Source organism: Pararhizobium sp. P1_E7 (assembly GCF_056405855.1).
Map to the genome: position 1 here is coordinate 35,319 of NZ_JBFUBH010000011.1, position 20,155 is coordinate 55,473.

A 20,155-nucleotide genomic window follows, 5' to 3' on the forward strand; every position below is an offset into this window, starting at 1 on the left:
CTTTTGGCTGGTGGAGTCAAACGCTGGGCGTTTTGCTGCGATATCTAAGAGCGATTATCCAGCCATCGCCTTGTTCTCATTCACAAAAGCAGCGATTGCTGCGCCGGCTCCGAGGCTGCGAGGCGAACGCCTTCCAGTTCCAGCATGTGCACCTTGGCCGTTGCGCCGCCGGGGGCGGAAAAGCCGCCGACCTTGCCGCCGGCGGCAAGCACCCGGTGGCACGGGATGATCAACGGTACCGGATTCCGGGCCATCGCCTGGCCGACATCGCGGGCGGCCTGCGGCCCGGCGCCAAGCGCCTTTGCCAGGCTGCCATAGGTGGTCGTGCTGCCCCAGCCGACGCGGCGAAGCGCCTGGTAGATCTGCCGGAAAAATTCGTCCTGGCCGTCGAGATCGAGCGTGACGCCGGAAAAATCGATGCTCTCGCCGTCGAAATAACGCCGGACCGCGACGATGATTTCGCTGATCGCCGGTGTCGGGGCACCGGGCTCCGCCCCGGGCACGCGGCGCCGCAGATTGCGTTCGGTCGCCTCGGCACTTCGTGTCGGCAACTGGAACCGCGTGACGCCGATATCGTTCCAGGCAATGCCGCAATAGCCGCCGGCCGTTGCGAAAACGTGATAGGTCTGTGCTCTCGTTGCCATTGTTCCGTTCCTTTCATTCCCCCCGCAAGAAAAGGGGGGGCAAAAAATGATCCGTCGTCGATCAAGCCGCCGCGTTGAGACGGCTGCTCTCAAGCGCCAGCAGGTATCGTTTGGCATCCAACCCGCCGGCAAAGCCGTGCAACTGGCCATCCGACCCGATGGCGCGGTGACAGGGCACGATAATCGACACCGGATTCCTGCCATTGGCTGCTCCCATGGCACGGCATGCCTTGGGATTGCCGATCTGCCGGGCAATGTCGGCATAGGTCCGGGTCTGACCGAAGGGGATCGCCAGGAGCGCATCCCAAACCTTCTTCTGGAACCCGGTACCCGCCATATCCAGGCTGACGGTGAAAACCGTCCGTTTGCCGGCAAAATATTCTCGCAGTTGCCGTTCTGTTTCCATCAGAACAGGGTGATTGGCGCTCTCCAACCTTTCTCCGAGCCGCACACGCGCGGGGGGGTTATCCTTCTCCCAAAGGATGGCGGCTAAACAGTCGCCGCGAGCGACAAGCTCAAGGTTGCCGACAGGCGAGGCGATGATTTTGTAAACGAAGATCATGGGATGACTTTCGCTCAGTTTTACGGCAATCGCCACCCGTTTCTTGGCGGCCGCATGCTCAGGCGCAGGGCTTATGCCAGGTGTTTGTCACAGCACCAAATTGGTGCGGCGGCCGTTGCGATCCATCATCGTTGGTGGGAATAAATTCATAATGTTCTTGTTTTGTTCTTGATCTCATGTTCGACTCGGGTATACTGGCGACATCCAAAAAGAGATGAGGTCTGCCATGCTTGGAAAAGCCGGGAATGAAGTCGTGCGCAGTGAACAGAAGTCGTTTTCATTCGGCCATGGCGGCGCAGGGCTCAAGCCCCGCCAGAGACATGCCGACGATCTTGGAAAGAGCAACCTGTTCCTTGCGATCGTACCTGAACGGGAGGTTGCATTGCAGGCGGCCGACATTGGCAGGGGCGTGGCTCAGCGCTTCGGCCTGTCGAAAAATCCGCGGCCGCATGAGCTGATGCATGTCTCGCTCAATGCCATCGGCAAATATCCGGATTTTCCGGACGATATCATCTTTGCCGTCTCGGCGGCGATGGCCACTGTGAAAGCCGTGCCGTTCGAGGTGGTGTTCGATCGCGCCATGTCCTTTGCCGGCACCGATGCGGTCGTGCTGGCCAACGCGGTGCGCAGCGAGGAAATGATGGACCTGCACGTGCAGCTCGCCAAGGAAATGTGGGCCGTGGGTCTGACCTTCACCTACAATCCGCGCTTCATGCCGCATATGACGGTCCTTTACGACGAAACGCCTGTTCCCGAGCATATGCTCGCCGAACCGATCAGATGGATCGCCCGCGAGTTCGTTCTCATTCGCAGTTTCGCCGGCAGGAGCGAGTATGAATATATCGATCGCTGGCCGCTGCTGGATTGACGCTTCCTTCGCGGCTCGTAGCCTGCAGCGATGCAGGCTGCGAGCGTGTCCTGATTGTTCGCATTTTCCGAACGGAAGTTCCGGATCCGGGCGGCTAGTCCAACCCTGCATCGAATGCGATGTTGTTTGCACCAGACAGCCGCCCCGGCTTGTTGCAATGTAGGGAAGACCTCCATGCTCCGTTCGTTGATCGCAAGTGCCGTTATCGCCTTCGCCACTCCCGCCCTTGCCAGCGGCGTTCCGCAATATCCTGTGGAATTCACCACGCAGGAAATCGCCACCAACGGCACGACGCTACACGTCCGGGTCGGTGGCAAGGGGCCGGCTGTGGTCTTGTTGCATGGTTATGGCGAAACCGGCGACATGTGGGTGCCCCTCGCGGCCAATCTTGTCCGCGATCACACGGTCATCGTGCCCGACCTGCGCGGCATGGGGCTCTCGGCCAAGCCCGGCAAAGGTTACGACAAGAAGACGCAAGGCCAGGATATAGCCGGTGTGCTGAAGGCGCTGAAGGTGGAAAAGACCGACGTTGTCGCCCACGATATCGGCAATATGGTGGGTTATGCCTTGGTTGCCCAGTATCCGCAGCAAGTCTCCAAGTTTGTGCTGATGGATGCGCCGATCCCGGGCGTCGGACCATGGGAAGATATCCTCAAGCAACCACTGCTCTGGCACTTCCGCTTTGGCGGTCCTGACATGGAGCGCCTTGTCGCTGGCCGCGAGCGCATCTATCTGGATCGCTTCTGGAACGAATTCTCCGCCGATCCGCAAAAGTGGGACGAGGCCTCGCGGCAACATTACGCCGCTCTCTATGCCCAGCCCGGTGCCATGCACGCTGGCTTTGCCCAGTTCGCAGCCTTCGATCAGGATGCTATCGACAACAAGGCGCTTTTGGCCAAGGGCAAGCTTACCATGCCGGTTCTTGCCATTGGTGGTGAAAAGTCCTTCGGCCCGACGATGGCAGTGGTTGCCCGTGCGGCTGCCGGCAATGTCACGGAGGTCGTGATCCCCGCATCCGGCCACTGGCTGATGGAAGAACAGCCTGAAGCGACCGTCACCGCGATCCGGTCCTTCCTCGACAAGAACTGACCTTCTTGTCGCTGCGAAATCGCCTTGCATTCGACCGGCGTGTGGCTTGTCCACGCGCCGGTTGCGTTTCTGCGTTTGCGACCGTTGCGGTGCCGTGAGGCGGACAAACCGCAATTTTTGGCACCTTGCGCCCACCGGCCCAAACCCGCATAAGCGCCGAAAACCGCAGGGAGGCACGGTCATGGATATTTCTGAAATCGTCATCAAAGGGGATACGCCGGGCGTCGAATGGCGGCTGCCGGTCATCCGGTTCAAGGGCAGCGACGACAAGGCGCCCAAAGTCTACATTCAGGCAGCGCTGCATGCCAACGAGCTTCCGGGAACCGCGCTTTTGCATTTCCTGTGTGAACGGTTGCGCCAGGCGGATGCCGATGGCGCGATCCTGAGCGATATCACCATCGTCCCGCAGGCCAATCTGATCGGCACGGCGCAATCGCATTTCGGCGACCTGCAGGGGCGCTTCGATCTCGGCTCGCGCACCAATTTCAATCGCGAGTTCCCGCTGATCCCGCTTGGTGAACGCCAGACGCTGGTCGACGATCTCGAGCGCTACCCGGCGGTCGAGCAGCTGAAGCGGCAGTTGCTGCATATGGCGCTGGGTGCCGATCTGATGCTCGATCTGCATTGCGACGATGAGTCCGTTCAATATACCTATGTCGACGAGGCTTTCTGGCCTGAGGCTGCCGATCTGGCATCGGCGCTTGATATGGAAGCCGTGTTTCTCGCCGATGGCGAAAGCAGCGCTTTCGAGGAGGCTGTCGGTTATGCCTGGAAGTACGAAACTGCTGAAAAGGCAAAGCGGCTGCCGGGCCGGCTCGCAGTAACGGTCGAGCTTCGCGGCACGCGCGATGTCTATCCGGATATGGCGCGCAAGGATGCCGATGGGCTATGGCGCTTCCTCGCCAGCCGCGGCGCCGTCTACGGCACCGTAGCGCCCCTTCAGCCGTACGCGGGCAAGGTGACGCCGCTCGACAATATCGAGATGATCCGGGCGCCTCAGGCCGGTGCGGTGCTGTTCCACCGCGGCGTTGGCGATACAGTCGCTGCCGGGGATCTGCTGGCCACGATCATCACCGCGCCGGGCATCGAGGGCGGCACGCTCGATATCCATGCCTCGCAGGCAGGCCTGGTCGCCACACGCACCTCGCAGCGCTTCGCCCGCCGCAGGGACAACCTGATGAAAATCGCCTGTGACGAGCGGACAAAGGCGGAGCGCAAACCGGGCGCGCTTGAGGCCTGAGCCACCGCCCTTGGCTTCACGCGGCTTGCAGGCAAAATCCCGCCCTCCAAGCTTGAGGTGGAATAAAGCGGACAATCGCCGCGTTGCCGGCGGTTGTCATGTCCCGTTATGACTTGAACTTGCCGCACTTTCTCCAAGAGAACGCGCGCACAGCACCAAGGACCGGCAAAAAGGCATTGAGCATGAGCGTGACCATCTACGGCATCAAGAATTGCGACACGATGAAGAAGGCGCGGACCTGGCTGGAAAGCCATGGCGTCGCCTATGATTTTCACGATTACAAGGCATCCGGTGTCCCGCGCGAAGCGCTTCAGCGCTGGACCGCAGCCCTCGGCTGGGAGACCGTTCTGAACCGCGCCGGTACGACGTTTCGAGCATTGCCGGACGCCGCCAAGCAGGATCTCAACGAAGACAAGGCAATCTCCCTGATGCTCGCCCAGCCTTCGATGATCAAGCGGCCGGTGCTCGATTATGATGGAAAACTGATCGCCGGGTTCAAGCCGGAGGTATATGAGGCCGCATTCTAAAAAAGATTTCGGCTCGAAAACTGATAGCTTAGGGCAATTCTCTGTTTGCCGAATATGAGGATGTCTGCGCGAGAGAAGACCTGTTTGCTGGCCGGTTCCTTTCGCCCCCTGAGCGAGCAGAGTTGCTGGATGCATTCTTGTCCTGTTGTCTCTGGGTGCCAATCTATTATCTCTGGCGCCCTAATCTCAAAGATGAGGGCGACAATCATTTGGTCGAATTGGCGATTGGTGGTGGCGCGGCGGTCATCGTGACGGCCAATAAACGGGACTTTTCGCGTGCCGAACTCCTGTTTCCGCAACTGGCCATCCAGACGGCGGGCGAACTGGTGGCAGAAAGGGAATTTTGAGATGAGCACATTGACGATAAGGCTGCCGAACGATCAGCATGAGCGTTTGAAGGCGCTGGCGACTGCGCGCGGAACAAGCCTCAACAAGCTTTTCGAAGAGTTTTCCACCAAGGCGATCGCCGAATTCGATTCTGAAACGCGCTTCCGGCTAAGGGCGGAGCGCGGTAATAAAGAGCGGGGCCTTGAACTCCTTGACCAGCTTGATCGCGATCACCAACGCTGAGATCCATCTCGCTTAAATTGACGGAAGACCATGTCGAAAAGCACCCGCGCGACGCTTGCGCTTGCCAAGGCCGGAGCGGCCTTCACCGTTCATACCTATGACTACGACCCCTTGGCCGACCGGATCGGCATGGCGGCAGCCGAGGCGCTGGGCGAGGAGCCGCGCCGCGTGTTGAAGACGCTGATGGCGGAAGTGGACGGCAAGCCGGTCTGTGTCGTCGTGCCGTCTGATCGCGAAGTCAGCATGAAGAAGCTGGCGGCGGCCTTTCACGGCAAGTCGGCCAATATGATGAAGCCGGCCGAGGCCGAGCGGCTGACCGGCTATCACGTCGGCGGCATCAGCCCGTTCGGGCAGAAGAAGCAGGTGCCGGCGGTGATCGAGGAGGCAGCGCTTGCCGAGCCGCTGGTCTATATCAATGGCGGCCAGCGCGGACTGCAGGTGCGGCTGGCGCCTGACGATGCACGCAAGGCGTTGAACGCCGTGGCGGCCCCCCTGATCGCCTGACCTCAGGCCAGTTTCGACAGGAGGCCAGCGAGTTGCGCCGCATCGGCTTCCGGCAGTTTTGCGCCGACATGCCGCGCGATCGATCTGCCATAGACCTCCCACATGGTTTCGCGCAGGCCGCGCCCTTTTTCGGTCATCACCACCCAGCGGCCGCGGCCGTCATCGTCGAAGGTGTGGCGCTCGACAAGGCCTTCCCTTTCCAGCCGGTCGATCAGGCGGGAAAGATTGTACTGTGCCAGCAGGGTCCGCTCCTCGATTTCGAACGGCCGCAGCCGTCCGTCCCTGGCGCGCGCCAACTCCCAGAGCACGTCATACCAGCCAAACGGCGGCATCCCGGCATCCTTGAAGTCGCGCTCGATGGCGCCGAGGACGCGTTGCTGCGCCCGCATCAAATTGATCCAGGCCTGTGTGACATCGGCGCTGGGCTTTTGGTCCGCATGGGGTGCTTTCAGAGACATAAATGCATTTACATCTACCTTGACGTAATTGGCAAATGATAATATATGCAAGTGCATCTAATAAACTGGAGCCTCGTCATGCACTCGAAAGTCCTTACCCTCATCAGTCACCATCTCTGCCCCTATGTTCAGCGCGCCTCGATCGTCCTGTCGGAAAAGGGCGTCGCCTTCGAGCGGACCTATATCGATCTTGCCGCAAAGCCCGATTGGTTCCTGCGTATCTCGCCGCTCGGCAAGGTGCCGCTGCTGGCTGTCCCGCGCGGCCGCGCCGATGCGATCCTGTTTGAAAGCGCCGTGATCTGCGAATATCTCGAGGAAACCCAAGGCGGCCCGGCGCTCCATCCTGCAGATCCGTTGTCGCGCGCCCGGCATCGCGGCTGGATGGAATTCGGTTCCTCCATCCTTGCCGATCTCTGGGGCTACGAGACGACGAAGGATGCGGCGGAGTTCGAGGTCAAGCGCCAGGTGCTGAAGGCCAAGTTCGCGACGCTTGAGCGGGAGCTTGGAGACGGGCCGTATTTCGCCGGCGCCCAGTTCAGCATGGTCGATGCCGTCTTTGCGCCGGTGTTCCGCTATTTCGAGCTGTTCGAGGCGCTGGTGCCAAGCGGCATCTTCGATGGGTTGCCGCGCGTCAATCTCTGGCGCCAGGCACTCGCCGTGCGGCCGAGTGTTGTGAACGCGGTCACAGCGGATTATCCCGAACGGCTGATCGCATTCCTGCAGCGTCATGGCGCCTATCTCTTGACGCAAAGCAAGATCGCGGCCTGACCGGCGGCCGTCGCAAAAGCCTTCTGTTTTGGTCCGAACCGCATTACACCAGTGGTTCGGAAAAACCAGCCAGCAGGATATGCGATGACCTTCCATTCCACCGCCCATCAAGCCGTCGATCCCGTCAAACTCGACAAGCTCGCCGAAGTCGCCATCAAGGTGGGGCTTCGGCTTGAGCGCGGGCAGGATCTCTTGATCACGGCGCCGATTGCGGCGCTGCCGCTGGTGCGGCTGATCACCAAGCATGCCTATATCGCCGGGGCCGGTCTGGTGACGACGTTCTATTCCGACGAGGAAACGACGCTCGCCCGCTACGCCCATGCTCCGGATGAAAGCTTCGACAAGGCCAGCGGCTGGCTCTACGACGGCATGGCCAAGGCCTTTAGCAACAATACCGCACGCCTTGCCATATCCGGCGATAACCCGATGATGCTGGCGGCGCAGGATCCCGCAAAGGTGGCGCGCGCCAACAAGGCGATGTCGATGGCCTACAAGCCGGCGCTTGAGAAAATCTCCAATTTCGACATCAACTGGAACATCGTTTCCTATCCCAACCCCGCCTGGGCGAAGCAGATGTTCCCGGACGATGCCGAACAGGTCGCTGTCGAAAAGCTCGCAAACGCGATCTTTGCAGCCTCCCGCGTCGATGTCGCCGACCCGATCGCCGCCTGGGGCGAACACAACGCCAATCTTGCCAAGCGTTCCGCATGGCTGAACGGCGAGCGTTTTTCCGCTCTGCATTTTACCGGCCCGGGCACGGACCTGACGGTCGGGCTCGCCGATGGTCACGAGTGGCATGGCGGCGCCTCGACGGCGAAGAACGGCATCACCTGCAATCCCAACATCCCGACCGAGGAAGTCTTCACCACGCCGCATGCGCTGCGCGTCGAAGGCCATGTATCGAGCACCAAGCCGCTGTCGCATCAGGGCACACTGATTGACAATATCCAGGTCCGCTTTGAAGGCGGCCGCATCGTCGAGGCCAAGGCGACGAAAGGCGAAGAGGTGCTGAACAAGGTCCTGGATACGGACGAGGGCGCGCGGCGTCTCGGCGAAGTGGCGCTGGTGCCGCATTCCTCGCCGATCTCGGCCAGCGGCGTCCTGTTCTACAACACGCTGTTCGATGAAAATGCTTCCTGCCATATCGCGCTTGGCCAGTGCTATTCGAAATGCTTCCTCGATGGCGCATCGCTCACCCCGGAACAGATCACGGCGCAGGGCGGCAATTCCAGCCTGATCCATATCGACTGGATGATCGGTTCCGGCAAAGTCGATATCGATGGTATCCGCTCGGATGGCGCCAAGGTTCCGGTGATGCGCAAGGGCGAGTGGGCTTGACCACTGTCGGGATCATCGGCGGTACCGGCTGGCTGGGCGGGGCCTTGCTTCGCCCGGTGCTTTCCAGCGGTTTCGTCGCTCCCGCCGATCTCATCGTGTCGTCGCGTCGCGGCACGACGGCAGGGTTCGCGGCTTGGCCGGATATCCGGTTCACCACCGATAACCAGGCGCTTGCGGCGCAGTCGGACATCGTCATTTTGTCGGTTCGGCCGGAAGACCTGGGTGCGCTGACGCTTGATCTGTCGGGCAAGCTGGTCATTTCGGTGATGGCGCGCGTGTCCGCCGCAGCGCTTCTCGCCCGCTTCAAAAGCGAGCGCATCGTCCGCGCCATGCCGAATGCCTGCGCCGAGCAGCGGCTGTCCTACACGCCGTGGTGTTCAACGGCAGGCACAACCGATGCGGATGCGGCTTTTACCGACGGGTTTTTCGCTTGTTCCGGCAAGACGACCAGACTTTCGACGGAAAGCGAACTGGATTATTTTACCGCCCTGACCGGTTCCGGCCCCGCCTTCATCGCCGCCTTTGCCGATGCGATGATCCGCGACGCGATCGAAAACGGCGTGGCGCCGGATGTTGCGGATGCTGCTGTCCGCCAGCTTTTCCTCGGGGCAGGCACATGGTTGGCCGGCACTTCGCAAACACCGGCCGATACCGTTCGGATATTCACCGACTATGGCGGAACCACCGCCGCCGGTCTGACGGCGATGCTGTCAGCCGACATTGCAGGGCCGATCTCCAAGGGGCTGGCGGCTGCGCGGGACAAGGCGGCTAATGGCTGACGGCAGTCGCGAGGGCCGCCGCAGGACGCGGCGCCATCTGCGCCCGTTGTCCAAGCCACACGCTCACCAGCACAGCGGCCATGCCGGTCATCTGCAGCGGCGTCAGGTTCTGGCCGAGAGCGCCCCATCCGAGCAGCGTTGCCACCAGCGGGCTGAGGAAGCCGAGCGACGCGACGGCCGCCGGTTCAAGCTTGGCGAGGCCGCGAAACCACAATAGGTAGGTGAAGGCGGCACCGATCAGTCCCAGCCAGGCGATACCAAGCACATTGGCCATCGTCGGCACCGGCAAGGCCGGCTCGAACAGGAGGGCAGCCGGCAGCAGCAACAGGCCACCGGCGGTCAGTTGCCACGCGGTAAAGGTCAGGCTCGTAACAGGCGGCGCCCAGTGGCGCGTCAGCACCGTCCCGAACGCCATGGACACCGCGCCGGCCAGCCCGGCGACAATGCCTATGGGGTCGAGAGCCGCTCCGGGTGTCAGCACCAGCAGTCCAACGCCTGCCATGCCGACAATGCCTGCAACAACGGCCATCGTTTTAACCGGCGTGCCGATCAGCAACCGCGCCAGCATGACGACGATCAGCGGCTGGATGGCGCCGACGGTCGCCGCGACACCGCCGGGCAGGCGGTAGGCCGAGACAAACAGCATTGCCCAGAAGAACGAGAAGTTGAGCGCGCCGAGGATGAAACTGCGCGCCCACCAGATACCCTGTGGCAACTGCCGGACAATCAGCAGCAGGATGAGGCCTGCCGGCAGGGCGCGCAGCATGGCAACGGTCAACGGATAACCGTGCGGCAGGAATTCGGTGGTGACCAGATAGGTGCTGCCCCAGATGGCGGGCGCGATGGCGGTCAGGCCGATGTCGGTAAGGGAAGAGGATTTTATCTTCATTTGAAGTATCTCGATTTCAAGATAAAACCACGATAGCAGTGATTATCTTGACGTCAAGATGAATTTTGCCTACCACAAACCATGGATGAAGATCATGTCGATAGAATTCTGACGCAGTGGCGTAAGGAGCGGCCGGACCTCGACGTCGAGCCGATGGGCCTTCTTGGGCGGCTGGCGCGGTTGTCGACCTATCTCGGCCGCGAGGTCGAGAAGACGTTCCTGGAGCTCGGCCTGTCGGCGGCGAGCTTCGATGTGCTGGCGACTTTGCGGCGGTCCGGCAAGCCCTACCGCTTGTCTCCGGGAGATCTCCTGGCAACGATGATGGTCACCTCGGGCACCATGACCAATCGCATCGACCAGCTGGAAAAAGCAGGCCTCGTCGAACGGTTGACCAATCCGGAAGATCGCCGCAGCGTGCTGATCGCCTTAAAGCCGGAGGGGCTCGATCTGGTGGAGCGGGCCGTCACCGCCCACGTCGCCAACCAGCGCCGCCTGGTGGCGCTGCTTGATCCGGACGAGAGGGCGGCGCTGGACAAGATCGCCAGAAAATATCTGGCGGCGTTCGAATAAGGCTGAGGGTATTTCCGCCCTTTCCGAATCCAGCGTGCACGACAATGGCCTCATCGGGGGGCGGGCTGATGCGCCGCCCCACAAGCATCACCCGATCCTCAAGCCAGGTCAGGCGGCTGCGAGGATTGTTTCGAGAAGATTCAGGATCGCGGTCCAGCCCTCTTCGTGGCCGTGGCGCGCCTCCTCGGATTTGAACTTCACCTGCTTCAAGGTGATTTCCGTCGTGCCGGCATCGACTTCGGCAAGATCGATGGTGACGACGCTGTCGTCGAGCGAGTACGGCGACTCCCAGGTAAAGGCAAGGCGCGAGAAGGGGGCGATCTCGAGATAGGTGCCGGCGTGCGGGATCTCCTTGTCGGGCGTCATCATGACGATCGAAAAGCGGCCACCCTTCACCGGGTCGTTCTTGACTTTGGTCGGCTCGGAACTCCCGAAAGGCGGTGCCATGAACTTCGCCAGCATCGCCGGCGAAAGCCAGGCGTTGAAGACCTTTTCGCGCGGCGCCGCGATTTTGCGGTTCACTGTCAGCTCAAGTTCCTTCATTTTCTCCGTCCTTTGAAACGAGTAGATTTTCCAGCGCCGCAAGACGCAGTTCCCAGATAGACTTCAATTGCGCGAACCAGGTCTCGGTCACCTTCAATGGTTCGAGTTCGGCTGCGATGAAATGCTCGCGGCCCAAAGTCCGGCGGGTGACAAGTCCGGCTTCCTCCAGCACCTTGATGTGCTTGGAGACGGAATTCAGCGACATGTCGAAATGGGCGGCAAGCGCCGTCACTCTGAGTGCTCCCTCCTGAACAAGCAGCGTCAGGATGCGTCGCCGGGTCGTATCGCCGGCAGCCTTGAGAACGCGCGACAGATCATCTTCGTCCATTTATTCACCTTAGCGGTTGAATATATAAGAATACACTCGATAGTCAACCACATGGATGAACATTTTTGAACATGCAAGGCTGGCCGTCCCCGGAAACTTTTGCGGGCGCAGGCCTCGCAAGTCCCCCTTCAGTGCATGTCCATCTGTTGCTTGTAGCGCTCGTAGTCATAGGGAAGGATGGTCTGGCGTTCGATCATCCGGTGGACGCGGGGCGCGGCATCGCCGCGATGCAGCGCCGTCAGCCTGTCGCCGATCTCGGCATCGGCCTGCGTGCGGCGCTGGTTGTGGCGGACATATTCCACCCAGGTCGGCACATGATAGGTCTCGGTCCACACCGTCGGGTTTTCCAGATCGCGCATCAGGCCCCATTGCCCCGCTCCATCCCTGATCCGGATGCGGCGGCGCTCTGCCATCGCGGTGAGGAAGTCCGGCACATCGTCATCGGCGATCTCGTAGTCGATCATCACGACGATCGGGCCGCTGCGCGGCTTCAGATCGAGTTTCAGCAACGGTTCGGAAAAGCGGTTGAGCGGATCGAGATTGAGCGACTGGAATTCCGGCAACGGCAGTCTCAACCCGATGGCCGCGCCGGCAATCATCAGAAGCGCCGAGACGATCAGGGCGCTGGCCGGACCGTGGGTTTCGGCCAGCTGCCCCCACATCCAGCTGCCCGCGGCGATGCCGCCAAATGTGGTCGTCTGGTAGAGCGACAAGGCCCGGCCAACCACCCAGCGCGGCGTCGAAAGCTGCACGGTCGTGTTGAACAGCGACAGCGCCAGCACCCAGCCTGCCCCCGACAGGAGGAGCGCAAGACTGGTCAGCCAGCCATAGGGGCTGAGTGCGGTGATCAGGGTGCTGACGGCAAAACCGGCAAAGGCGATGCGGACGACCCATTCGCTGGACATCCGCTCGCGCAGCCGTGCGCTCAAGAGCGCGCCCCCGATGGCGCCAAGTCCGAAGGCGCCGAGCATGATGCCATAGGTGAGCGGCCCGCCGGCGACCAGATCGCGGGCAACCAGCGGCAGAAGGGCAAGGATGGCGCTGGCGGAGAGACCGAAGACGAAGCCGCGAACCAGCACCTTGCCGATATTCGGCGACATGGCGACGTATCGCAGCCCGGCGGAAATGGCCCGGCCCATCGATTCGCGCGGCAGCGCCGACAGCGCCACCTCCCGGCGCCAGCGCACCAGCGCGTAGAGAATAGCGAAATAGCTGAGCGTATTGGCAGCAAAGGCGGCAGCGGCCCCTGCTGCTGCAACGATCACGCCGCCGATGGCCGGACCGATGCTACGGGTGATGTTGAAACCCATGCTGTTCAGCGCGACCGCCGCGGGCACCACCTCGCGCGGCACCATGTCCCCGACCGAAGCCTGCCAGGACGGATTGTTCAACGCCGTGCCGCAGCCGATCAGGAAGGTGAAGAACAAAAGCAGCCAGGGCGAGATAAGGCCGAAATAGGTACACAGCGTCAAAAGGGCCGAGACGAAGAGCATGAAACACTGGGCGACCAGCATGATGCGGCGGCGGTCGAAATTATCGGCAAGCGCGCCGGAAACAAGCGAAAACAGCATGATCGGCAGCGCGGTCGAGGCCTGCACCAGCGCCACCATGTTCACCGAATCCGTAATTGCGGTCATCATCCAGGCGGCGCCGACGGCCTGGATCAGCCCGCCGAAATTGGAGGCGAGGCTTGCAACCCAGATAACGCGGAAGGTGTCGTGCTTGAACGGCGCCAGTGGCGATAGTCGATGCGGCAAAGCGCTTTCCCACCCTGTCTGTATTTGAATCGTCTTTGTGATGCCCAATCTAGGCGAGATAACCGGCCGGGCAAGCAAAAGCGCTGACCTTGGCATGATTTTGCCGCTTCGGCGGCCGCAACCGGGTTTTGTCGGCCGGGCGACGGGATATCTTGCATTTGCGGATAATCGAGCGTATATGAGCCTCAAATTCTTGATCGGTTGATGAAGAGTGGGCCCGTCAGGACCCGCTCTTTTTTATTACCCGATGTTTTGGGAGAACCTCGTTTGTCCGATACGACAACGGCAGAAAACGCACAGGAACCGCGCCTCGTCACCGAGACCGGCATCGACCGGCGCATCGCCGACATCATCGAACCCGTCCTTATTCCGATGGGCTACCAGCTGGTACGCGTTCGCCTCTCGTCACAGAACGGCGCGACGCTGCAGATCATGGCCGAGCGCCTCGACGGCACGATGACCGTGGAAGATTGCGAAGCGATCTCGACGGCAATCTCGCCGGTGCTCGATGTGGAAGATCCGGTCGAGAAGGCGTATCATCTGGAAGTATCGTCGCCGGGCATCGACCGCCCGATGGTGCGCAAGTCGGATTTCAGCCGCTGGGCCGGTCATCTGATCAAGTGCGAAACGTCGATCCTGGTCGATAACCGCAAGCGTTTCCGCGGCAAGATCGTATCCGCCGACGACGAAGGCTTTACGATCGAGCGCGATCAGCCGGCTTACGGCGAGGAGCCGCGCGTGGTCATCCCCTTCACGGCGCTGGCCGAGGGCAGGCTGATCCTGACGGACGACCTGATCCGCGATGCGCTGACAGCAGACAAGAAGGCGAAGGCAGCGCAAGCCGCCAACGAAAACTTCGAAGACGAAGATTCGCCGATCAATTGAGTTCATGGGCGCGGGACGCTTCGATGCGAGGCCCCGGCAATCAGACGGAGACTTTAATATGGCAGTGAGTGCTAACCGGCTCGAACTTCTGCAGATCGCGGATGCCGTCGCGCGCGAAAAAGTGATCGACCGCGAAATCGTTCTGGCCGCCATGGCCGATGCGATCCAGAAGGCCGCCCGCTCGCGCTACGGTTCGGAGAGCAACATCCGCGCCGACATCAATTCCAAGACCGGCGAAATCCGGCTTCAGCGTCTGCTCGAAGTCGTCGAGGTTGCCGAGGACTACTCGACGCAGATTCCATTGGAGCTTGCCCGCGACCGCAATCCGGACGCCATTCTCGGCGACTTCATTGCCGACCCGCTGCCGCCGATGGATTTTGGCCGCATCGCCGCTCAGTCGGCCAAGCAGGTCATCGTCCAGAAGGTGCGTGAAGCCGAGCGTGACCGCCAGTTCGACGAATTCAAGGATCGTATCGGCGAAATCGTCAACGGCACGGTCAAGCGCGTCGAATACGGCAATGTCATCGTCGATCTCGGCCGTGGCGAAGGCATCATCCGCCGCGACGAGATGATCCCGCGCGAAAACATGCGCTACGGCGACCGCGTCCGCTCATATGTCTACGACGTGCGCCGCGAACAGCGTGGCCCGCAGATTTTCCTGTCGCGTACCCATCCGCAGTTCATGGTGAAGCTGTTCACCATGGAAGTTCCGGAAATCTACGACGGCATCATCCAGATCCGCTCGGTTGCCCGCGATCCGGGCTCGCGCGCCAAGATCGCCGTGATCTCGAACGACTCGTCGATCGATCCGGTCGGCGCCTGCGTCGGTATGCGCGGTTCGCGCGTTCAGGCCGTTGTCGGCGAATTGCAGGGCGAAAAAATCGATATCATTCCGTGGTCGCAGGATCCGGCATCGTTCATCGTCAATGCGCTGCAGCCGGCTGAAGTCTCCAAGGTCGTTCTCGACGAAGATGCAGAGCGCATCGAAGTCGTGGTTCCCGACGAGCAGCTGTCGCTCGCCATCGGCCGCCGCGGCCAGAACGTTCGTCTCGCTTCGCAGCTGACCGGCTGGGATATCGACATCATGACGGAAGCCGAAGAATCCGAGCGCCGCCAGAAGGAATTCAATGAACGCACCGCGCTGTTCATGGAAGCCCTCGACGTCGACGAGATGGTCGGCCAGGTTCTGGCATCGGAGGGCTTTGCCGCCGTTGAGGAACTTGCCTATGTCGAACTCGACGAAATCGCCTCGATCGAAGGCTTCGACGAGGATACGGCCAGCGAACTGCAGACCCGCGCCCGCGAATATCTCGAGCGCCTGGAAGCCGAAATGGACGCCAAGCGCGTTGCCCTCGGCGTCTCCGACGAGCTGCGCTCGATCAACGGCATGACCGGCCAGATGCTGGTTGCGCTCGGCGAAGACGGCATCAAAACGATGGAAGACTTTGCAGGCTGCGCCGCCGACGACCTCGTCGGCTGGTCGGAACGCAAGGACGGCGAGACGAAGAAGTTTGAGGGCCTGTTCTCCAAGCTCGAAGTCTCCCGCGTCGATGCGGAACGCATGGTCCTTCAGGCGCGTCTTGCCGCCGGCTGGATCACGGAAGAAGATCTGGCGCGCGAAGAAGAAGCGCTCGAAGTCGTGGAAGGCGCGGAACAGGACGCCTGACAAGGTGTTGCTGACCGTGATCCGGGCTGCTGATGCTGCTTGAAGACAAAGATCCTCTCGAGGACATTGATGGTGAAGCAGTGAACGGCCGTATGTGTATCGTGACACGGCAGAGCGGAACGCCGGAAACGCTGATCCGCTTTGTTGCAGGCCCGGATGGCCGGGTGGTGCCCGACCTGAAGAAGCAGCTGCCGGGCCGCGGCTGCTGGGTGAGCGCGGAACGGGCAATCGTCGAGAAGGCGATTGCCAAGAAGCTGTTTGCCCGCGGACTGAAGCGGGCGGATGTGACTGCCGGACCGGAGCTTGCCGACGAAGTCGACCGGCTCCTGTCCCTGCAGCTCGCAGGCATGATGAACCTGGCGCGCAAGGCCGCGCAGTTCATCAGCGGCGCCTCGAAAGTCGAGCAGGCCGTCCGCGGGCTGGCGGCCCTCGCTACCTTTCATGCGGTGGATGCCGCAGCGGACGGTGTGCGCAAGATAGACCAGGCGCGCAAGGCGATGAGCTTTGTCGTCGACGACGGACAGGAAATACCCTCCTTTCGCTTCTTCACCGAAGCGGAAATGGAAGGGCTTTTGGGCCAGAATGCTTTTATCCATGCTTGCGCGCTTGCAGGGCAGGCGGGTGAGGGTGTAGTGAAGCGCGCAAACATGCTCGAACGATATCGGGGAACCGTCCCTGCTCGAGCCGTTGGCGCCGAATCTGGCTTGCCGACACAATGACGCGGGTCACCGGCGCAKGCCGGAAAAACCGCGATTGCAAAACAGAAATTGAACGGCGGGGTCTGGTGATACGCATCCGGCCCTGATCTTAGGAACGGAACGGAATGACCGACAACAACGACGACAAGACATTCGGCGGAGCCAAGAAGACGCTGACCCTGAAGCCTTCCGGGGTTAGTCAGGGAACTGTTCGCCAGGACATGGGTCGCGGCCGGACGAAGGCAGTCGTGGTCGAGACGCGCAAGCGGCGGCCGCATCGGCCGGAAGACGAAAAGCCGGTCGTTCCGATTGCAACGCCTGCTCCCGCAGCCCGCGTCGTAGAGCCGCAACGCCCGGCCCCGGTACAGCAGCAACAGCCTGCGCGCCCTGCGCCGCAGCAACAGCAGCCGCGCCAGCAGGACAATCGCCAGGACAACAACAATCGCCCGCGGGTCGGTGTGGTTCTCAACCAGCTGTCGGCTGGTGAGATCGACGCCCGCCGCCGTGCGCTGGCCGAAGCCCAGATCCGCGATGCCGAAGACGCCAAGCGCCGCGCCGCCGATGAGGCACGCCGCCAGGCCGAAGAAGCAGAGCGCCTGAAGGCCGAACAGGCTGAAGCAGCCCGTCTCGCCGCCGAAGAGGCGGCCCGCACCCCTGCGGAACGCGAAGCCGAGAAGGCAGCAGTCGAGGCAGCCAAGGCCGCCGAAGCCGAGGCAGCAGCCGTCGCCGCCCGCAAGGCCGAAGACCAGGCGCGTGCCCAGGCGGCAAAGCCTGCAACGACACCGTCAACAGTGACCCCGGCACTCGGCGTCCGCCGCAAGACGGAAGGCGAAGAGGAAGAGGCCCGTCCGAACCGTGGCGCCACCACGCCGGTCCGCGGCAAGGTCGTTCGTCCCGAGCCTGCCAAGGCCCCCGCCCGTCCGAAGACGGAAGAGGAACGCCGCAAGGGCAAGCTGACGCTGACGGCCGCTCTCGACGACGACGGCAGTCCGCGCGGCCGCTCGATGGCCGCCATGCGCCGCCGGCAGGAGAAGTTCCGCCGCAGCCAGATGCAGGAAACCCGCGAAAAGGTCATGCGCGAAGTGATCCTTCCGGAAACCATCACCATTCAGGAATTGTCGCAGCGTATGGCCGAACGGGCCGTCGACGTCATCAAGTACCTGATGAAGGAAGGCCAGATGATGAAGCCGGGCGACGTCATCGACGCCGACCTTGCAGAACTCATCGCCGGCGAATTCGGTCATACCGTCAAGCGCGTTTCGGAATCCGACGTCGAAGAAGGCCTGTTCAGCGCCAAGGACGATGGCGATATGCGGCCGCGTCCTCCGATCGTTACCATCATGGGTCACGTCGACCACGGCAAGACCTCGCTGCTCGACGCCATCCGCAAGACCCATGTCGTATCGGGCGAAGCCGGTGGCATCACCCAGCATATCGGCGCCTATCAGGTCGAGCAGAACGGCAACAAGATCACCTTCATCGACACCCCCGGTCACGCCGCCTTCACCGCGATGCGTGCCCGTGGCGCCCAGGCGACCGACATTGCGATCCTCGTGGTTGCGGCCGACGACAGCGTCATGCCGCAGACGATCGAATCCATCAGCCACGCAAAGGCTGCCGGCGTTCCGATTATCGTGGCGATCAACAAGATCGACAAGCACGAAGCCGATCCGCAGAAGGTGCGCAACCAGCTGCTGCAGCACGAGGTGTTCGTGGAAACCATGGGCGGTGAAGTGCTGGACGTCGAAGTCTCGGCCAAGACCGGCCTTGGTCTCGACAAGCTGCTCGAAGCCATCCTGCTGCAGGCCGAAATTCTCGACCTGCGCGCCGATCCGGACCGCACGGCAGAAGGTACCGTCGTCGAAGCCCAGCTCGATCGCGGCCGTGGCGCGGTTGCCACCGTTCTGGTTCACAAGGGCACGCTGAAGCCTGGCCAGATCATCGTTGCCGGCGACCAGTGGGGCCGCGTGCGCGCTCTCGTCAACGACAAGGGCGAACACGTCAAGGAAGCGCCTCCGTCGATGCCGGTCGAAATTCTCGGTCTTTCCGGAACGCCGCAGGCGGGCGACAAGTTCGCCGTCGTCGAGAACGAAAGCCGTGCCCGCGAAATCTCGGAATATCGTCAGCGCCTGACCCGCGACAAGGCCGTTGCCCGTGCATCCGGACAGCGCGGCTCTCTCGAGCAGATGATGATGACGCTGCAGAACACCGGCCTCAAGGAATTCCCGCTGGTCATCAAGGGCGACGTGCAGGGCTCGATCGAAGCCATTGCCGGCGCACTTGACAAGCTGGGAACCGACGAGGTGCGTGCCCGCATCGTGCACTCGGGCGCCGGTGGCATCACCGAGTCCGACATTTCGCTGGCGGAAGCCTCGAACGCGGCCATCATCGGCTTCAACGTTCGTGCCAACGCCCAGGCCCGCACGGCCGCCGAACGCGCCGGCATTGAGATCCGCTACTACAACATCATCTACGACCTGGTGGATGACGTGAAGGCAGCGATGTCGGGTCTGCTCTCGCCGGAACGCCGCGAAACCTTCCTCGGCAATGCCGAAATCCTGGAAGTGTTCAACATCACCAAGACCGGCAAGGTCGCGGGTTGCCGCGTCATCGAAGGCAAGGTCGAACGTGGGGCAGGCGTCCGTCTGGTGCGCGACAACGTCGTCATCCACGAAGGCAAGCTCAAGACCCTCAAGCGCTTCAAGGACGAAGTCTCGGAAGTGCCGATGGGCCAGGAATGCGGCATGGCCTTCGAGAACTACGAGGACATCCGCGCCGGCGACACGATCGAGTGCTTCCGCGTCGAGCACATCACCCGCACGCTGTAAAAAGCCTCGATGGACTTTCCGTTGGAAAAATTGCTGTCCGCTACAAGAGCGGGCGGCAATTGGCGTTTGGAATTTCGCGCCAACAGAATGGAAGCGCTTGTCGCCACCGAAGTCGTCCGGGAAATATCCGCAGAGAAGGGCCGAGATTATTTGGTTCGATTTTCCGCCTGTATTCGCAATTCATCTCTGTACTTTAGATATTTTCTGCTTCTCTGCTTCGCATCGTTAATGACGATGCTGGTCCTTTATTCCGTCTTCCCAGGGATCGGGAAGGAAAACTTCCTTCTCCGCCTGGGAACGTTTGTGCTGATCGCTGTCATCGCGCATTTCATCCTGAAAATTTACTTCAAGATTTACTTTCGACGTTTTGGCAAAGGGAGCGATGTCACATGCGACATCGATTTTCAGTCCCTGACCCACCATGGCGGGGGACGGAGGATCGAGATACCATGGCAAGAGGTTACGGAATTCCGGGAGACAGAAAACTACTTCATGATCTTTGCAGGCGCAAAGGCACAAATCGCCTTACCGAAACGAGTTTTTGGCAGTGAAAAAAAGCTCCTGAAATTCAGGATGTTCTGCGGGCAAGCGCTGGAAAATGCGCAAGGTAAATATGCAGAATAGAGCTGCGGCGCTGAAGCCGC

23 protein-coding genes are annotated in these 20,155 nt (G+C 61.5%); 16 read left to right on the top strand and 7 right to left on the bottom strand.

Features of this window, described 5'->3' with window-relative positions; all coding sequences use genetic code 11:
* Positions 1 to 80: 80 nt before the first annotated feature.
* Positions 81 to 644 carry a methylated-DNA--[protein]-cysteine S-methyltransferase gene (locus AC1D17_RS13975; protein ID WP_477566000.1) on the bottom strand — a complete coding sequence of 188 codons (564 nt, stop codon included), beginning with the start codon at positions 642 to 644 and terminating at the stop codon, positions 81 to 83.
* A gap of 61 nt (positions 645 to 705) precedes the next feature.
* Entirely contained in the window at positions 706 to 1,206 is a 501-nt protein-coding gene (locus tag AC1D17_RS13980) for a methylated-DNA--[protein]-cysteine S-methyltransferase (protein ID WP_477566001.1), read from the bottom strand.
* A gap of 226 nt (positions 1,207 to 1,432) precedes the next feature.
* Between AC1D17_RS13980 and AC1D17_RS13985 the strand changes: the two genes are divergently transcribed.
* The 7 genes from AC1D17_RS13985 (at position 1,433) to ybaK (ending at position 6,004) form a co-directional block, all read left to right on the top strand.
* Positions 1,433 to 2,074: a 2'-5' RNA ligase family protein gene (locus AC1D17_RS13985; RefSeq protein ID WP_477566002.1), complete on the top strand. Its 642-nt coding sequence runs from the start codon at positions 1,433 to 1,435 to the stop codon at positions 2,072 to 2,074.
* Positions 2,075 to 2,248: 174 nt separating this feature from the next.
* Positions 2,249 to 3,163 (top strand): alpha/beta fold hydrolase, encoded by a 915-nt coding sequence (locus tag AC1D17_RS13990; protein WP_477566003.1) that lies wholly within the window; start codon positions 2,249 to 2,251, stop codon positions 3,161 to 3,163.
* 181 nt (positions 3,164 to 3,344) lie between these two features.
* A complete protein-coding gene (locus AC1D17_RS13995) occupies positions 3,345 to 4,403 on the top strand; it encodes a M14 family metallopeptidase (RefSeq protein WP_477566004.1) in 1,059 nt (352 codons plus the stop codon).
* A 182-nt stretch (positions 4,404 to 4,585) separates the two neighbouring features.
* Positions 4,586 to 4,930: an ArsC family reductase gene (locus AC1D17_RS14000; RefSeq protein ID WP_477566005.1), complete on the top strand. Its 345-nt coding sequence runs from the start codon at positions 4,586 to 4,588 to the stop codon at positions 4,928 to 4,930.
* Positions 4,931 to 4,971: 41 nt separating this feature from the next.
* A complete protein-coding gene (locus AC1D17_RS14005; RefSeq protein WP_477566081.1) occupies positions 4,972 to 5,277 on the top strand; it encodes a PIN domain-containing protein in 306 nt (101 codons plus the stop codon).
* A 1-nt stretch (position 5,278) separates the two neighbouring features.
* Positions 5,279 to 5,500 (top strand): toxin-antitoxin system HicB family antitoxin, encoded by a 222-nt coding sequence (locus AC1D17_RS14010; protein WP_264220819.1) that lies wholly within the window; start codon positions 5,279 to 5,281, stop codon positions 5,498 to 5,500.
* Positions 5,501 to 5,530: 30 nt separating this feature from the next.
* On the top strand, positions 5,531 to 6,004 hold the full coding sequence (gene ybaK, locus AC1D17_RS14015) for a Cys-tRNA(Pro) deacylase (protein ID WP_477566006.1): 474 nt from the start codon (positions 5,531 to 5,533) through the stop codon (positions 6,002 to 6,004).
* 2 nt (positions 6,005 to 6,006) lie between these two features.
* Here ybaK and AC1D17_RS14020 read toward each other — a convergent pair whose 3' ends face one another.
* On the bottom strand, positions 6,007 to 6,462 hold the full coding sequence (locus tag AC1D17_RS14020; protein ID WP_477566007.1) for a MarR family winged helix-turn-helix transcriptional regulator: 456 nt from the start codon (positions 6,460 to 6,462) through the stop codon (positions 6,007 to 6,009).
* A gap of 78 nt (positions 6,463 to 6,540) precedes the next feature.
* Between AC1D17_RS14020 and AC1D17_RS14025 the strand changes: the two genes are divergently transcribed.
* From AC1D17_RS14025 to AC1D17_RS14035, 3 genes are all read left to right on the top strand, one after another.
* Positions 6,541 to 7,230 carry a glutathione S-transferase family protein gene (locus tag AC1D17_RS14025; protein ID WP_477566008.1) on the top strand — a complete coding sequence of 230 codons (690 nt, stop codon included), beginning with the start codon at positions 6,541 to 6,543 and terminating at the stop codon, positions 7,228 to 7,230.
* An 84-nt stretch (positions 7,231 to 7,314) separates the two neighbouring features.
* Positions 7,315 to 8,568 carry an aminopeptidase gene (locus tag AC1D17_RS14030; protein ID WP_477566009.1) on the top strand — a complete coding sequence of 418 codons (1,254 nt, stop codon included), beginning with the start codon at positions 7,315 to 7,317 and terminating at the stop codon, positions 8,566 to 8,568.
* A complete protein-coding gene (locus tag AC1D17_RS14035) occupies positions 8,565 to 9,347 on the top strand; it encodes a pyrroline-5-carboxylate reductase family protein (protein ID WP_477566010.1) in 783 nt (260 codons plus the stop codon). The genes AC1D17_RS14030 and AC1D17_RS14035 overlap by 4 nt, the downstream gene beginning before the upstream one ends.
* Here the strand turns inward: AC1D17_RS14035 and AC1D17_RS14040 are convergent.
* The gene (locus tag AC1D17_RS14040; RefSeq protein WP_477566011.1) at positions 9,337 to 10,236 is read right to left on the bottom strand and encodes an EamA family transporter; all 900 of its coding nucleotides are present in this window, start codon (positions 10,234 to 10,236) and stop codon (positions 9,337 to 9,339) included. The two genes, AC1D17_RS14035 and AC1D17_RS14040, sit on opposite strands and share 11 nt — an antisense overlap.
* A gap of 81 nt (positions 10,237 to 10,317) precedes the next feature.
* Here AC1D17_RS14040 and AC1D17_RS14045 point away from each other — a divergent pair, with 81 nt between their 5' ends.
* Positions 10,318 to 10,806 (top strand): MarR family winged helix-turn-helix transcriptional regulator, encoded by a 489-nt coding sequence (locus AC1D17_RS14045; protein WP_477566012.1) that lies wholly within the window; start codon positions 10,318 to 10,320, stop codon positions 10,804 to 10,806.
* A gap of 108 nt (positions 10,807 to 10,914) precedes the next feature.
* Here the strand turns inward: AC1D17_RS14045 and AC1D17_RS14050 are convergent, their stop codons facing one another.
* The 3 genes from AC1D17_RS14050 to AC1D17_RS14060 all read right to left on the bottom strand — a co-directional run bounded on the left by AC1D17_RS14050 (position 10,915) and on the right by AC1D17_RS14060 (position 13,434).
* A complete protein-coding gene (locus tag AC1D17_RS14050; protein ID WP_477566013.1) occupies positions 10,915 to 11,349 on the bottom strand; it encodes an SRPBCC family protein in 435 nt (144 codons plus the stop codon).
* Positions 11,336 to 11,677, bottom strand: coding sequence for an ArsR/SmtB family transcription factor (locus AC1D17_RS14055; protein ID WP_477566014.1), 342 nt, complete (start codon positions 11,675 to 11,677; stop codon positions 11,336 to 11,338). Before AC1D17_RS14055 ends, AC1D17_RS14050 begins: the two co-directional genes overlap by 14 nt.
* Before the next feature lie 128 nt (positions 11,678 to 11,805).
* The gene (locus AC1D17_RS14060) at positions 11,806 to 13,434 is read right to left on the bottom strand and encodes an MFS transporter (protein WP_477566015.1); all 1,629 of its coding nucleotides are present in this window, start codon (positions 13,432 to 13,434) and stop codon (positions 11,806 to 11,808) included.
* A 267-nt stretch (positions 13,435 to 13,701) separates the two neighbouring features.
* Between AC1D17_RS14060 and rimP the strand changes: the two genes are divergently transcribed.
* The 5 genes from rimP (at position 13,702) to AC1D17_RS14085 (ending at position 20,135) form a co-directional block, all read left to right on the top strand.
* Positions 13,702 to 14,319 (top strand): ribosome maturation factor RimP, encoded by a 618-nt coding sequence (rimP, locus tag AC1D17_RS14065; RefSeq protein WP_477566016.1) that lies wholly within the window; start codon positions 13,702 to 13,704, stop codon positions 14,317 to 14,319.
* A 58-nt stretch (positions 14,320 to 14,377) separates the two neighbouring features.
* Positions 14,378 to 15,985, top strand: a complete 1,608-nt coding sequence (nusA, locus tag AC1D17_RS14070) for a transcription termination factor NusA (RefSeq protein WP_264220935.1) — start codon at positions 14,378 to 14,380, stop codon at positions 15,983 to 15,985.
* Positions 15,986 to 16,017: 32 nt separating this feature from the next.
* Entirely contained in the window at positions 16,018 to 16,704 is a 687-nt protein-coding gene (locus AC1D17_RS14075; RefSeq protein ID WP_477566017.1) for an RNA-binding protein, read from the top strand.
* Positions 16,705 to 16,808: 104 nt separating this feature from the next.
* Complete coding sequence (infB, locus tag AC1D17_RS14080) at positions 16,809 to 19,511, top strand: translation initiation factor IF-2 (protein ID WP_477566018.1); 2,703 nt, start codon at positions 16,809 to 16,811, stop codon at positions 19,509 to 19,511.
* A gap of 21 nt (positions 19,512 to 19,532) precedes the next feature.
* On the top strand, positions 19,533 to 20,135 hold the full coding sequence (locus AC1D17_RS14085; RefSeq protein WP_477566019.1) for a YcxB family protein: 603 nt from the start codon (positions 19,533 to 19,535) through the stop codon (positions 20,133 to 20,135).
* Positions 20,136 to 20,155 lie beyond the last annotated feature (20 nt).